Source organism: Pseudomonas sp. NPDC089547 (assembly GCF_050280665.1).
GTDB lineage: Bacteria > Pseudomonadota > Gammaproteobacteria > Pseudomonadales > Pseudomonadaceae > Aquipseudomonas.
The window spans coordinates 1-13444 of sequence record NZ_JBNNVS010000080.1 but is presented as its reverse complement, the minus strand read 5'-3'; the positions used below and the strand labels follow the sequence as shown (position 1 = coordinate 13444).

Here is a 13444-nt window from a genome sequence, read left to right as displayed (position 1 = left end):
CGCGAAAGGGCTGCGCAGCAGCCCCAACAATATTTGCATCACCGCTGAAATCCTGGGGCTGCTGCGCAGCCCTTTCGCGACACAAGGCCGCTCCTACAATGACCTGCGCTAGACGGTCAGGCAGTTTCTGCCTTGTTCCGGTGTATTGATACTCTTCTACCACACCTGCCTACATCCTAAGTCCTGCACCCCGACCCAGGCAGGTACCGGGACCAAATCACCGCGCTACACCCGCCACCCCAAAGCACCCGCCACCCCGCCCCAAAGCAGCATACCTCGCCATTTACCCGCTTCTGATAATCGCCTCCGACATCCAGCCCCCCGTTTGGAGCGCGCCATGCACAACAACAATAAGCACCTGCCGCCTCGTTTTCTCGCAGCCGCCATCGCCAGCTTCTCTGCCCTGGGCCTGAGCGGCGTCGCCGAGGCCGAGATCATGCTGTACGACAAGGATCAGACCACGTTTTCCACCGATGGCTACATCAACGCCTTCTACGTCAACAGCAAGGTCGACCGTGAAGGCGAGCAGTTCGACCGCCGTCAGTCGCGGGTGAAAATGGGCTTTTTGCCCAACTACCTGGGCTTCAACATGGGTAAACAGGTAGATGACCTGAAGCTCGGCGCACGTGCCTCGTTCTGGGTCACCATCAACGACAGTGAAACCAACGGCACCGACACCGCCATCGACGTACGCCAGTTCTACGGCACCGTGGCCAACCCCGGGTGGGGTGAGGTGCTGATCGGCAAGGACTTCGGGTTGTTCGCCCGCTCCAACATCCTGCTCGATGAGCTGCTGGCAGGTTACGGCCAGGTCAGTGACACCCTGGGGCTGGTGGACGGCGGCGGGGTGTCGTTCGGCAACATCGGCAGCGGCTACCCGTACCCGTTCCCTACCTCGCAGATCACCTACCGCACGCCGGTGATGGATGGCCTGCGGGTAGCGGTAGGCATTATGGACCCGGTGGACACCAACGACAGCAGCCCGACCGGCAAGGCCTACCAGGAAAACCCACGCACCGAGAGCGAGATCACCTACCAGTTCGACCTGGGTGGGGCGCAGATCTACAGCTGGGTCAACGGCAGCTACCAGACCTCCGACAACACCGACTCGACGGTAGAAACGGTCACGTCCAAGGGTGTGGGTTACGGTGTGCAGGCAAAGATGGGCGGGCTGTCGCTGACCGGCTCGGGGTTCCAGGCCAAGGGCATCAACCCGTTCTTCACCAACAACGCGGGTGAGCCGGTTTTGCGCAACGTCGACAGTGACGGCTACCTGCTGCAGGGTTCGTACAAGGTTGGCAAGAACCGTATTGCACTGTCCTATGGCAAGACCAAGGATGATGGCAACGGTGCGGTGGGCAGCGGCGCGGATTATGAGACCCGTGGCGTGGCGCTGTTCCACGATGTAAACGACAACCTCAAGCTGGTGGCCGAGTACAACCAGTTCTCCATCGACGGGCATGACACCAGTGCGCAGAACGAAGACACCGATACCTTTGCGGTGGGCGCGGTGTTGACCTGGTAAGCCCGAACAACTCAAGTAGCGCTGCGCTCAACTGTAGGAGCGGCCTTGCGTCGCGAAAGGGCTGCAAAGCAGCCCCTCGATGTCTGGGTAGACGCTGATACTGCTGGGGCCGCTTTGCGGCCCTTTCGCGACGCAAGGCCGCTCCTACACGCTCATGTGCAAACTGGCAAATCTAGGTCCATGGAACCGCCCACCCGCTACCCAAGTAGCATTCGTCCCTCGTACCCAGCTTCGTAAACTGACTCCTCAGCCACCCCGCGCCGGAGACCACGATGCAGCAGGCTCATAACGACGGTGTGGTCAGCGCCATGTCCCTGGCCACCGACGCCCGGTTGGCCGCACAAGACCTGGCCCGGCAGTTGCTGCACCCGCACCTGGGCTGCGTGCTGTTCTTCTGCTCCGCCGAATACGACCTTCAAGCCCTGGGTGAAGCGCTGGAGCAAGACTTCGGCGGCATTCGCCTGGTGGGCTGCACCAGCGCCGGCGAAATCACCCCGCTGGGCTACGGCCGCAATTGCGTCACGGCAGTGGGCTTCGATTACCGGCACTTCTCCATCGCCACCGCGTTGATCGATGAAATGGAACGCTTCAGCCTGATCGACGCGCAGCAGATGGTTGAGCGGCTGGTCGGCACCTGCCGCAGCAATACCCTGGCACCCATCAAGGGCCACAGCTTTGCCCTGACCCTGCTCGACGGCCTGTCCAGCCGTGAGGAGATGGTGCTCGCTGCCCTCAGTGCGGCATTGGGGGACATCCCGCACTTCGGTGGCTCGGCCGGCGACGATAACTACCTCAACCGCACCCACGTGTATTACGGCGGCGCTTTTCACAGCGGGGCGGCAGTGGTTGTACTGGTGAACACCTGGCTCGACTTTGAAGTGTTCACCACACACCACATCCTGCCACGCCAGGAAAAGCTGGTGGTAACCGGCGCCGACAGCGCCCAGCGTCGGGTTTACGAACTGAATGCCGAACCCGCCGCCGAGGAGTATGCCCGGCACATCGGCGTCCCCGTTGCTGCGCTGGATCACCAGGTATTCGCCGCTCACCCGCTGGCCGTGCGTATTCACGACCATTACTACGTGCGGGCGATCCAGCAAGTGCATGCGGACCTGAGCCTGAGCTTCTACTGCGCGGTGGAGAACGGCATCGTGCTTACCGCCATGACCCCCGGCCCTCTGTTGCCAAACCTGCACCAGCTGTTCGACGGTTTGCACCAGCGCCTTGGCCCACCGCTGCTGACCATTGGTTGCGACTGCTTTCTGCGGCGCCTGGAACTGGAAGCCCAGCATGGCCTGGAGCCAATCGGTGCGTTTTTGCGCGAGCAGCGGGTGATTGGTTTCAATACCTACGGAGAACAGTTCAATGGCATGCACATCAACCAGACCTTCACCGGGGTTGCCATTGCCCGCAACCGGCGTCCCGTCGGGCGCTGAACTGCAGGCCGAGGTGAACCGGCTGCAGCACGAAAACCACAAGTTGCAGCGAATCAACGGCGCATTGATCGAACGCATCGAGTCTGGCGCAACACGGGGCAACGACCCCTATGCCGCGTTCCAGCATTCTGTGGTGCTGGCCGAGCAGGTGCGCGAGCGCACCGATGCGCTGAACCAGGCCATGGCCGAGCTCAAGGCTGTCAACCGCCTGCTCAGCGAGGCCCGGCAGCGGGCCGAGACCGCCCATCAGCACCAGATTCGCCTGATTACCGACAATGTCCCGGCGCTGATTGCTTACTTGAATGCCGATCTTGTCTACGAGTTCACCAACAAGGTGTATGAAGAGTGGTACTGCTGGCCGCACGGCGTGATGCTAGGCCAGAGCTTGCGCCAAGCCCACAGCGAGCAGCACTACCTGCGCCTGGAAGCCTATGTGGCACGGGCGCTGGCAGGGGAGAGCGTTACGTTCGAATTTGCCGAAACCAACATCAATGGCCAGGAGCGCTACATGCTCCGTTCCTACGTGCCCAACCGTCTGGCCAGCGGCGAGGTGGTGGGCATTTTCGTGTTGATCCGCGACATTACCGAGCGCCGCAATACGGCCCAGGCACTGCACCAGGCCTATCAACACCTGGAGCAACGGGTGCGCGAACGTACTGCCGAACTGACCAGCCTGAATGACCAGTTGCTGCGTGAAATCGAGGAACGCAGCCAGGCCGAATCGCGCCTGCGTGAGGCCAAGCGCGAGGCCGAACAGGCCAACCTGTCGAAAACCAAATTCCTTGCGGCGGTCAGCCACGACCTGTTGCAACCGCTGAACGCGGCGCGGCTGTTCACCAGTGCGCTGCTGGAGCGCCGCGAGCCGCAAGACAGTACCCAGCTGGTACGCAATGTCAGCAACTCATTGGAAGATGTGGAGAACCTGCTCGGTACGTTGGTGGACATCTCCAAGCTGGATGCCGGGGTGATCAAGGCCGATATCGCGCCTTTCGCCCTGCGCGAGCTGATGGACAACCTTGCCGCCGAGTACGCCCAGGTGGCGCGCAGCGAGGGGCTTGAACTGCATTTCGTGGGCAGCCGCGCGGTGGTGCGCAGTGATATCCAGTTGCTGGCGCGGATCCTGCGCAATTTGCTCAGCAATGCCATCCGCTATACCCGTAGCGGGCGCGTGGTGCTGGGTTGTCGGCGCCAGCGCGGTGGCCTGCGGATCGAAGTGTGGGACACTGGTATCGGCATCGCCGAAGAGCACCTTGAAGACATGTTCCAGGAGTTCAAACGCGGGGATGTGCAGCGGCCGGACCAGGATCGCGGGTTGGGCCTGGGGCTGGCGATCGTGGAAAAGATCGCTGGCATCCTCGGCCACAGGATCCGGGTGCGCTCATGGCTTGGCAAAGGGTCGGTGTTTGCCGTTGAAGTGCCGCTGAGTACCCTTGTGCCCAAAGCCCAGCCAGGCCCGCTGATTTGCGAGCCGATGCTCGACCGCCTGCGCGGGGCGCGGGTGTGGGTGCTGGATAACGATGCGGCGATCTGCGCCGGCATGCGCACCTTGCTGGAGGGTTGGGGGTGCCGGGTGGTCACGGCGTTGTCGGAAGAAGACCTGGCGCGCCAGGTGGACAACTACCACGCCGAGGCCGACCTGCTGATCGCCGACTACCACCTGGACAACGACTGCAATGGTGTCGACGCCGTGGCACGGATCAATGCCCGTCGCGCCCAGCCCTTACCGGCACTGATGATCACCGCCAACTACAGCAATGAGCTCAAGCAACAGATCCGCGAGCTGGGCCATACCCTGATGCACAAGCCGGTGCGGCCAATGAAACTCAAGACTGCGATGAGCCATTTGTTGGTAAACAGCGAGACATAGCGGCTGGCCTCTTCGCGGGCAAGCCCGCTCCCACAGGATTTCTACAGGCTGCAAAGCTGCACGATACCTGTGGGAGCGGGCTTGCCCGCGAAGAGGCCGGAACAGGCTAACGCCGCAGGTAATCAGCGAAATCGATATCGCCAGCACTCAGGATGGCCTGCACCCGGTTATGCACATTGAGCTTGCGCAAGATCGCCGAAACATGGGCCTTGACCGTGGTTTCAGCAATATCCAGCGTATAGGCAATCTGTTTGTTCGATTCACCCTTGGTCATGCGCTCCAGCACCAGCAGCTGCTTGCGGGTCAGGGCCTGAAGCATTTCTGGCGGGAAGCTGGGGGCTTCGTTGTGGCGCCGGCTGGTGCTGCTTTTCTGCGCCCGGATGATGTCAGGCGGCAGGTAGACATTGCCGTTGAGGATCTGCTCGATCGCTTCGATCATTTGCGAACGAGGCGAGGACTTGGTGATGAAACCCACCGCGCCGTAGGTGATGGCCTGCAGCACGATCTGCTTTTCCTGCTCGGCCGAAACGATCACCACCGGCGTGGTCGGGGCCTCGTTACGCAGGGTGATCAAGCCATTGAGGCCGTGCATGCCGGGCATGTTCAGGTCCAGCAGGATCAGGTCAAGGTCGTCATGCGCCTGCGTCAATGCCAGGGCGCTGTCCAGGTCGGCAGTTTCCATCACTTCGCTGCCCTGGAAGCCATCGCTGATGACGTTGTGGATGGCTTCGCGAAACAGGGGGTGATCGTCGGCAATCAGAATTTTGTACATGGCCATTTCACCTTGTTTTTATTGGAAGGGGCGGGGCACGCGTTGTGGGTCATGCAATTCAGGGAAAGGGCGCGGGTTGCGCGGGCTGCAGCGGCAGGTTGGCCTGCTGCCAGGCGTCCAGGCCGTCGCGGTACCAATACAGGTTCTTGTAGCCCAGGGCTTTTGCGCGTTTTACCGCGTTCCAGCTTAACCAGCAATCGGAGCGACAGTAAAAGACTAGCGGCTGGTCATGGAGGCCGGCTGTGGCCTTTTGCAGGTTACGCACAAAGTAGTCCTGCCAGGCCGGGCTCAGGTCGCCGTCGCCGGTGTTGGCCAGCCACAGGCTGCCGGGCAGGTTGGCGTGGGGTTCATCTTCGATGAACTGGCCTTGCAGCCATTGACGGCGATAAACGTCGATCAGCACCGGCTTGGGAGTCTGGCCCAGCAGGTCCTGAAGCGTGGCCGTGTCGATCACCTGTCCGCCCTCGACGTGCTGCGGGGTCGGGCTGCGGTAAAGGGTGGTGCGGTAGCCTTCGGCGGAAAACAGCGGTGTGCTGTCGGCCTGGGCGATACCCAGCGACAGGCTTAGCGTAAGGGCAGCCAACAAAGGGCGCAGGGCACGTGGCATGGTTTTATCCTTCTTGTTATAGGCCCATTACATGCCAGTGGTGGTGCATTGTGAATGCGACGATCAGACAGCAAATGCAGTACTAAAGTAGTAGACGATGCCTAGCGTGGCTTGCGCAGTGCCGCATGCTGGGGGTTGAAGGTGAGAATTGCCAGTAGCGTGAACAGCGCCGTCAACCCAAGGCACACCACCAATGCCAGCAGGTTCAAGCGCTGGTAAAGGGCAAACCGCACCAGTTCCACGGCATGAGTGAACGGGTTCACCGCACACAGCCAGTACAGCCACTGGCTGGCCTCGCGCATCTTCCACAGCGGGTACAACGCCGAAGAAAGGAAAAACAGCGGGAAGATCACGAAATTCATCACCCCGGCAAAGTTCTCCAACTGGCGGATCGCGTTCGACAGCAACAGCCCCAGGGCACTGAGCATAAGCGCCACCAACAGCAACGCCGGCAGTACCAGCAGCAACCCTGCAGCCGGTGGCTGCACCCCGTAAACCCAGGCGATGGCGAGGAAGGCATAGACCTGCAACAGGGAGATCAACGACGTTGCCAGCAACTTGCTACCCAGCAGGAACGGCCGCGGCAACGGGCTGGTCAGCAGCACGCGCATGCTGCCCATCTCGCGGTCATACACCATCGACAGCGAGCCCTGCATGCCGTTGAACAGCAGGATCATGCAGGCAAGGCCCGGGATGATGTACACCTCGTAAGGGATGTAGGTGTCGTAGGGTTCGATGATCGCAATGCCCAGCGCCGCGCGGAACCCGGCGGCAAACACCAGCAACCACAGCAGCGGGCGCACCAGGGCACTGAGCAAGCGTGTGCGCTGCAACACGAAGCGCAACCATTCGCGCAGCAGGATGCCGTTGAAACACTGCCAGTAAGCGTTCATTGGGCGTTTACTCCTGAGGGTGCGCTGGTCAACCGGGCAAAGGCATTGTCGAGGTCCCCGCCATGCGCCAGGCTCAGGGCATCGGCGGTGCCGCTTGCTACCAGGCGCCCTTGATGCAAAATCAGCAGGTCATCGCTGGGCTGCACTTCATCCAGCAAATGGGTGGTCCACAGCACACTCAGCTGCTGTTCGCGGCACAGCCGCCGCAGGTGCTGGTTGAGCGCCAGGCGGCTGGCCGGGTCGAGGCCGACGCTGGCTTCGTCGAGCAGCAGCAGCCGCGGTTCGTGAAGCAGCGCGCGGGCAATTTCCACCCGGCGCCGATGGCCGATATTCAGCTCCCGAACGCGCTCTTGGCGACGTTCGCCCAGGCCCTGGCGCGCCAGTTCAGCGTCTACGCGCTGGCTGCCCTGGCGCCGTGACAGGCCATGCAGCGCGGCGTGGTAATGCAGGTTCTGCTCGACGCTCAGGTCCAGGTCCAGGGTGCTTTGCTGAAACACCACGCCCAGCTGGCGCAGGGCCGGGCGCGGGGTGCTGCGCAGCGAGCAGCCGCCAACCCGGATGTCGCCCTGTTGCAGGTCGTAAAGGCGCGTGAGCAGGGCGATCAAGGTGGACTTGCCAGCGCCATTGGGCCCCAGCAACGCGGCAAAGCGCCCGGGCTCCAGGCTGAAACCGACCTGCTTGAGTGCTTCGCGCTGGCCATAGGCAAAGCTGACGTCACTGACTTCAAGGGCATTCATGGCGTCACCACCACACCCCAGGGGTAGCGCCCGACTTTCACGGACTTGAGCACCTTGAGGTGCTTCACGTCGATCACTGAAACATCGCCGCTCACCCCGTTGGTGGCCAGCAACTGGCTCTGGTCCGGGGTGAAGGCCAGCTGCCAGACACGCCGACCGACCAACAGGTAGTCCAGGATCTCGTAGGTCTTGGCATCGATCACCGCCACATGGTTGGCCGGCCCCAGGGCAACGAAGGCGTACTTGCCATCGGCGCTGAGCTTGATGCCCACCGGCTGGACCTTGTCCGGGTGCACGCCCTTGATCTGGAAGTTCAGGGTTTTCAGCACCTGGCGCGTGGCTACGTCGAGAATGGTAACGGTGCCACCGATTTCCGCCGAGGCCCACAGCCGCGAGCCGTCCTTGCTGAACTCGACGAATCGCGGGCGCTGATCGACCAAGGTGCTGTCGGCCAGGGTCTGGGTGCTGGTGTCTATCCAGTGCAGCATGTTGGTGGTTTCGCTGGTGTTGACTGCCCACTTGCCGTCGGGGCTTACGGCCATGCCTTCGGGTTCGATGCCGACGTCGATCTGCCCAAGCACCTTGTCGGTGACGGTGTCGATTACCGTCACCAGTGCATCGTCCTCGTTGGACACGTACAGCCAGCGGTCGTTGGGGTGCAGGGCGAACTGCTCGGGGTCTTTGCCGGAGGGCAGCTCCTTGATGATCTTGCGGGTGGCCACGTCCATCACCTGCACCCGGTCCGAGTCGCTCGCGCAGATGTACAGCAGCGTGTTGTCGTGGGACAGCAGTAGGCCGCGTGGGCGCTGGCCCACCGGCAGTGTCTCGGTGACTTGCAGGGTTTGCATGTCGATCAGGCTGAGGCTGTTGTCCTTCTCGTTGGAGACCCAGGCGGTGGCGGCCATGGCGTGCCCGCTGGCCAGTGCCAGGGCGCCCGACAGCAGGCTTGGGTAAAGCAGGGCCCGGTGAGAAAAAGGGCGGCGCATGGCGTATTCCTTATTGTTGTGGTTAGCGGATCACGGATAGCTGCAGGTCACTTCGGGCTTGTCGTAGCCCAGGCTGTCCATTTCGTTGAAGGGGTGCAGGAACCCCTCCTGCGGCGACGTGCTGACGAGGGCGCGGGGCTGCACCAGCGGGATTGGCTGGCGTAATTCGCCGTTCCACGGGCGGTAGCTGAGCTTGCGGCCCTTGAAACCGTCCAGCGGCAACTGCTCGCTCAGCAGCAGCTGTTGCAACGCACGTGGCTCGGCCTGGCGCAGTTTGCTGGCCGCGCTGGCGACGCTGCGCACGGCCATCCAGGCGGCGAAATCACGGTCGTTCATCCAGCGCCCGGCCTGGGCCTCGAAGCGTTTTTGCAACTGTGCGGCGCCGAAGGTTTCCACCGTCTTGTGCCAGCCGGTGGGGGTCAGGCCCTGGGTGCCGGCCACGGGGCGTGGGTACCAGGTCTGGTAGGGCAGGTATTCGCCGAAGTCGCCACGTTCGTCGGCCACCAGCACCACGTCGTATTCGGCGGTTTGCGTAAATAGCGGCATGTCGGCCTGGGCACTGCGGCGCTGGTCGTTGTCGAAGGTCCAGGCTTTTTCCGCCACCAGTTGCACACCAAAGCGTTTCATTGCCCTGCGCAGGGCTGCTGCGTAGGCCTGGTCGTCCTCGGTTCGGCCCTCCACCAACAGCGCTCGCTGCCATTTGCGGAGCACCAGGAACTGAACCAGCGCATCGGCCAGCATGGCCCGGCCCGGCAGGCTGTGCAGCACATTGCCCAGGCACTGGTTGCTGCGCAGGCTGTCGTCGGGGCTGCCGGCATTGAACAGCAGGCTGTCGGGCAGGGCGGCTGACAAGGCGCGCAGGCTGGCAGCCGGGGCATTCACCACGAACAGCCGCAGGCCTTGGTCGTGCTGGGCCTTGGCCGCTTGCAGCAGGGCCTCGGCGCTGTCGACTGTGGCGCTGGTCAGCTGGTATTGCTGTTTCAGGAAGCGCCCGGTGCTGTTGCTGTCGACAATCGCCAGTTCCGCCCCTTGCAGCCCGGCGTCGACAGGTTCGGGGATGATGGTGGAGAGCAGCGGGCCGGGGTCGGGGCGAAAGCCCAGGTAGCCGATGCGTACCTGCAACGGCTCTGTGGCAGGTGCAGGGGGCGTAGACAGCGTTGCGGCCAAGGCCAGCAGGCAGGTCAGGGCAAGGTGGGCAGGCTGGCGCATAACACACTCCACGGCAGATGGCGCCAGCATAGGAAGCCGGCCGGGAAGGGGAAATATGCAGAAAGTAGCGCCTGGCCGGTACCAAGGTAGTAACTCGGCGCAGGTGCCCCCGCTTTACGATGGGGAGCAACCCCCCCCCAGGAGAAACGCCTGTGCCCTTTGTCAATCTGTCGGCCCTGTGGCGGATCAACCTCTGGGTCACGAGTTGCTTCGCCTTGGTGACGATGGCCTGTGCCGGCGTGCTGTTGCATCAGGCTGTGGCTGACGTGGAGCGTGAGTTGCAGTCTGCCGAAGCCGTGGTGGCGTACCTTGCTGACACCGCCGAACGCGACCCGGCAAGCCTGCAGCCGCGGCTGACCCAGAGCCTGCGCCATGTGCGAGTGCACTGGCTGGTGGCGGGTGAAGCACCGCAGTTGCCGCTGGAGACCGGCCTGGACGGCTGGCTGGGCCGCCAGCTGCTGGGTGAGCGCCACAGCAGCAGTCGGCTGCTGGACCTCCATGACGGGCGCCGGGTACTGATTGCTGTGGATGCGCGGGACGAGATCGATGAAGTCTGGGATTCCCTGCAACAGCTGCTGAGCCTGTGCGGCCTGGCCTTGCTGCTGAGCTTGCTGACCATCCGCTGGGCAGTGCGGCGTGGCATGGGTTTGCTGGATGAACTGCTGCAAGCCTTGCGGCAGGTTTCGGGCGGGCAGCTGACCGCACGCCTGCGCGAGGCCGGCGTGCCGGAAGCACGCCAGTTGGCGGAGCACTTCAACCGTATGACCGCAACGCTGGAACAGGCTCGAGCCGACAATACCCAACTGACACAGGCCCTGCTGGCGGTGCAGGAGCAGGAACGCACCCACTTGGCGCAGACCCTGCACGACGACCTTGGCCAATACCTCGCAGGGATCCGAGCCCAGGTCTGCCTGATGCGCATGGTGGCCGACAAACCGACCGTGGTGGATCAGACGGCGCAAGCCCTGGCACTCAATTGCGAGCGCCTGCAACAAGGTTTTCGGGCGTTGGTGTGCGATCTGTATCCGGTGGCGTTGCAGCACATGCCGTTGGCCGAAGCCTTCGACCTGCTGGTCAACCAGTGGCAGGCCAGCCAGGGGATCGATTGCCGCCTGCGGGTTGGCGAACACCTGCCCACGCTCCCCGGGGCGAGCCGTACGCACCTTTACCGGTTGCTGCAAGAGGCGTTGACCAATGTCGCCCGGCATGCCGGCGCCAGCCAGGTGCGGGTACGCCTGCAACGCAGTGCCAAGGGCCTGCGCCTGCTGATTCGCGACAACGGCTGCGGCGCCCGCCAACCGCAGCGGCCCGGTGTAGGCCTGCACTCGATGGCCGAACGTGCGCGTAGCCTAGGGGGGGAACTGCGCATTTTCAGCCGCCCCGGCGCTGGCTGGGCGCTGGCCCTGAATATTCCCCTGGAGGTGTGATGAATATTGTATTGGTCGATGACCATGCCGTGGTCCGCCAAGGCTATGCCAGCCTGCTGCGGGCGGTGTTGCCAGCGATGGAAGTCCGCGAAGCCGCCAGCGGCGAAGAGGCGTTGGTCCGTGTTCAGGAGCAGGTGCCGAACCTGGTGATCATGGATTTCGGCCTACCGGGTATCAGTGGCCTGGAAACGACGCGCCGGCTGCGCCAGCGGCTGCCACAACTGCGGGTGTTGTTTTTCAGCATGCATGACGAATTACCGCTGGTACGGCAGGCGCTCGAAGCGGGGGCGTCGGGCTACCTGACCAAGAATTCGGCGCCCGAGGTGTTGATCGAGGCAGTGCAGCGTGTGTTGGCCGGGCATGCCTACATCGAGCAGCCCTTGGCTACCCAGTTGGCATGCACTTCACAACACAGCGCCAGTGACCCGCGCTTGCAGCGCATGACCCAGCGCGAGCTGGAGATTTTCACCATGCTGGCCAAGGGCACCCCGGCGCGGGTGATTGCCGAGCAGTTGTGTATCAGCGGCAAGACCGTGTCCAATCATTTGACCTTGCTCAAGAGCAAGTTGCAGGTCAGCTCGCATGCCGAGCTGGTGCATTTGGGGATCGACCTGGGGGTGGTGCGGGTGGCGGGGTGAGGGGGCCTCGCGCAGTCCCTTGTAGGAGCGGCCTTGTGTCGCGAAAGGGCTGCGCAGCAGCACCGGCAATCTCCGCATCACCGCTGGCATCCTGGGGCTGCTGCGCAGCCCTTTCGCGACACAAGGCCGCTCCTACAAGAGGCCCGTGCAAGCCATCAATTGTCCCACGTCTCAGGACACCCCTTGCACCCCTCCATGTTGGCTTCCTGAAAATTCCCGTAATGCTGCCGCGCCCCGCGCAGATCGGCGCGCGCCAAATTGCTCTGGCCAAATTTAGCCTCTTGCAGATTGGCATCCTCCAGGTCGGCGTCTTGCAGATCTGTCTTGCTCAGCCAGGCCATCTCCAGATCTGCCGCCCGAAGGTTGGCCTGGTGCATCTTTGCCCCTGACAGCCGAGCGAACTGCAAGTAGGCCGCGCCGAGGTCGGCTTTGTCGAACTGCGCGCCTTGGGCGAACATGCCCCAGCCTTGGATGGCGACCAACTTGCTATTACTCAGGTCAGCCAGGCGCAGGTTGCTTTGTTGCAAGCTGGCGCGGGTCAGGTTGGCGCCTTGCAGGCGGGCTTTTTCCAGGTTGGCCAGGTCCAGCCGGGCGTGGCGCAGGTCGGCATCACGCAGGTCGGCGCCGGCCAGGTTCATCTTGCGCAGGTCCTGGTTGGCCAGGTTGGCGCCGCGCAGGTTGGCGCCCGGGCACTGACTGGCTTCGGCGATCACGCAGCCGTTGATGGTCAACGGGGCATCGTTGCCATCGTCGTCGGTACTCACCGCCATGGCGGGGGACAATACCAACAGCAAGGCAAATGGCAGGTAATTCATGGTGGAAGGCTCCTGGCCGAAGATGAGCAAAAGCGGGGAGGGTTGGCCCGCTCCCCGCTGGCGGTCAACGCTGCGCGGTCTTGGTGTCCCAGCTAGGGATCTTGAACACCCAGAATGAGCCGCCCTGTGCCACCGGCTTGGTCAGCTCGGCCATGTCACCGCCCCACAGTGGCACCGCGCCGCCGTAGCCCACGGTTACGCCGATGTACTGCTCGCCGTCCTGCTCCCAGGTGATGGGCGGCGAGACGATGCCGCTGCCGGTCTGGAACTTCCACAGCTCCTTGCCCGTCTTGGCGTCGAAGGCCTTGAAGAAACCGTCGCCGGTGCCGGTGAACACCAGGTTGCCCTTGGTCGCCAGCACGCCAGCCCACAGCGGCAGGTGCTCCTTGTGTTCCCACACCAGCTTGCCGCTGGTCGGGTCCATGGCGCGCAAGGTGCCGACGTGGTCGTCGTACATGCGCTTGATCCGGAAGCCCATGCCCAGGTACGCCGAGCCCTTCTTGTAGTTCACTTCCTCGGTCCAGTATTCCTC

Annotated in this window: 13 protein-coding genes; 5 read left to right on the top strand and 8 right to left on the bottom strand. The window is 63.1% G+C overall.

The window, feature by feature from the left end; translation table 11 throughout:
* Positions 1–337: 337 nt before the first annotated feature.
* The 3 genes from ACQKPZ_RS27285 to ACQKPZ_RS27275 all read left to right on the top strand — a co-directional run bounded on the left by ACQKPZ_RS27285 (position 338) and on the right by ACQKPZ_RS27275 (position 4828).
* On the top strand, positions 338–1525 hold the full coding sequence (locus tag ACQKPZ_RS27285; protein ID WP_427544262.1) for a porin: 1188 nt from the start codon (positions 338–340) through the stop codon (positions 1523–1525).
* 272 nt (positions 1526–1797) lie between these two features.
* The gene (gene nosP / locus ACQKPZ_RS27280) at positions 1798–2961 is read left to right on the top strand and encodes a nitric oxide-sensing protein NosP (RefSeq protein WP_427544259.1); all 1164 of its coding nucleotides are present in this window, start codon (positions 1798–1800) and stop codon (positions 2959–2961) included.
* The gene (locus tag ACQKPZ_RS27275) at positions 2930–4828 is read left to right on the top strand and encodes a PAS domain-containing hybrid sensor histidine kinase/response regulator (protein WP_427544255.1); all 1899 of its coding nucleotides are present in this window, start codon (positions 2930–2932) and stop codon (positions 4826–4828) included. Before nosP ends, ACQKPZ_RS27275 begins: the two co-directional genes overlap by 32 nt.
* 106 nt (positions 4829–4934) lie before the next feature.
* Here the strand turns inward: ACQKPZ_RS27275 and ACQKPZ_RS27270 are convergent, their stop codons facing one another.
* The 6 genes from ACQKPZ_RS27270 to ACQKPZ_RS27245 all read right to left on the bottom strand — a co-directional run bounded on the left by ACQKPZ_RS27270 (position 4935) and on the right by ACQKPZ_RS27245 (position 10032).
* The gene (locus tag ACQKPZ_RS27270) at positions 4935–5600 is read right to left on the bottom strand and encodes a response regulator transcription factor (RefSeq protein WP_019096518.1); all 666 of its coding nucleotides are present in this window, start codon (positions 5598–5600) and stop codon (positions 4935–4937) included.
* Between the two features lie 58 nt (positions 5601–5658).
* Positions 5659–6207: a PQQ-dependent catabolism-associated CXXCW motif protein gene (locus ACQKPZ_RS27265; protein WP_427544252.1), complete on the bottom strand. Its 549-nt coding sequence runs from the start codon at positions 6205–6207 to the stop codon at positions 5659–5661.
* A gap of 101 nt (positions 6208–6308) precedes the next feature.
* The gene (locus ACQKPZ_RS27260; RefSeq protein ID WP_427544249.1) at positions 6309–7100 is read right to left on the bottom strand and encodes an ABC transporter permease; all 792 of its coding nucleotides are present in this window, start codon (positions 7098–7100) and stop codon (positions 6309–6311) included.
* A complete protein-coding gene (locus ACQKPZ_RS27255) occupies positions 7097–7837 on the bottom strand; it encodes an ABC transporter ATP-binding protein (RefSeq protein ID WP_427544246.1) in 741 nt (246 codons plus the stop codon). The genes ACQKPZ_RS27260 and ACQKPZ_RS27255 overlap by 4 nt, the downstream gene beginning before the upstream one ends.
* Positions 7834–8823, bottom strand: coding sequence for a YVTN family beta-propeller repeat protein (locus tag ACQKPZ_RS27250; protein WP_427544243.1), 990 nt, complete (start codon positions 8821–8823; stop codon positions 7834–7836). Before ACQKPZ_RS27250 ends, ACQKPZ_RS27255 begins: the two co-directional genes overlap by 4 nt.
* Positions 8824–8853: 30 nt before the next feature.
* Positions 8854–10032 carry an ABC transporter substrate-binding protein gene (locus ACQKPZ_RS27245; RefSeq protein WP_427544240.1) on the bottom strand — a complete coding sequence of 393 codons (1179 nt, stop codon included), beginning with the start codon at positions 10030–10032 and terminating at the stop codon, positions 8854–8856.
* Between the two features lie 152 nt (positions 10033–10184).
* On the opposite strand from ACQKPZ_RS27245, the gene ACQKPZ_RS27240 reads away from it, so the two are divergent.
* Both ACQKPZ_RS27240 and ACQKPZ_RS27235 read left to right on the top strand, forming a co-directional pair.
* Positions 10185–11459 carry a histidine kinase gene (locus ACQKPZ_RS27240; RefSeq protein ID WP_427544237.1) on the top strand — a complete coding sequence of 425 codons (1275 nt, stop codon included), beginning with the start codon at positions 10185–10187 and terminating at the stop codon, positions 11457–11459.
* Positions 11459–12097: a response regulator gene (locus ACQKPZ_RS27235; RefSeq protein WP_427544234.1), complete on the top strand. Its 639-nt coding sequence runs from the start codon at positions 11459–11461 to the stop codon at positions 12095–12097. The genes ACQKPZ_RS27240 and ACQKPZ_RS27235 overlap by 1 nt, the downstream gene beginning before the upstream one ends.
* 155 nt (positions 12098–12252) lie before the next feature.
* Here the strand turns inward: ACQKPZ_RS27235 and ACQKPZ_RS27230 are convergent, their stop codons facing one another.
* Together ACQKPZ_RS27230 and ACQKPZ_RS27225 are read right to left on the bottom strand one after the other, a co-directional pair.
* A complete protein-coding gene (locus ACQKPZ_RS27230) occupies positions 12253–12912 on the bottom strand; it encodes a pentapeptide repeat-containing protein (protein ID WP_427544231.1) in 660 nt (219 codons plus the stop codon).
* A gap of 64 nt (positions 12913–12976) precedes the next feature.
* A partial coding sequence (locus tag ACQKPZ_RS27225; protein WP_427544228.1) for a PQQ-binding-like beta-propeller repeat protein occupies positions 12977–13444 on the bottom strand: 468 nt, incomplete at its 5' end.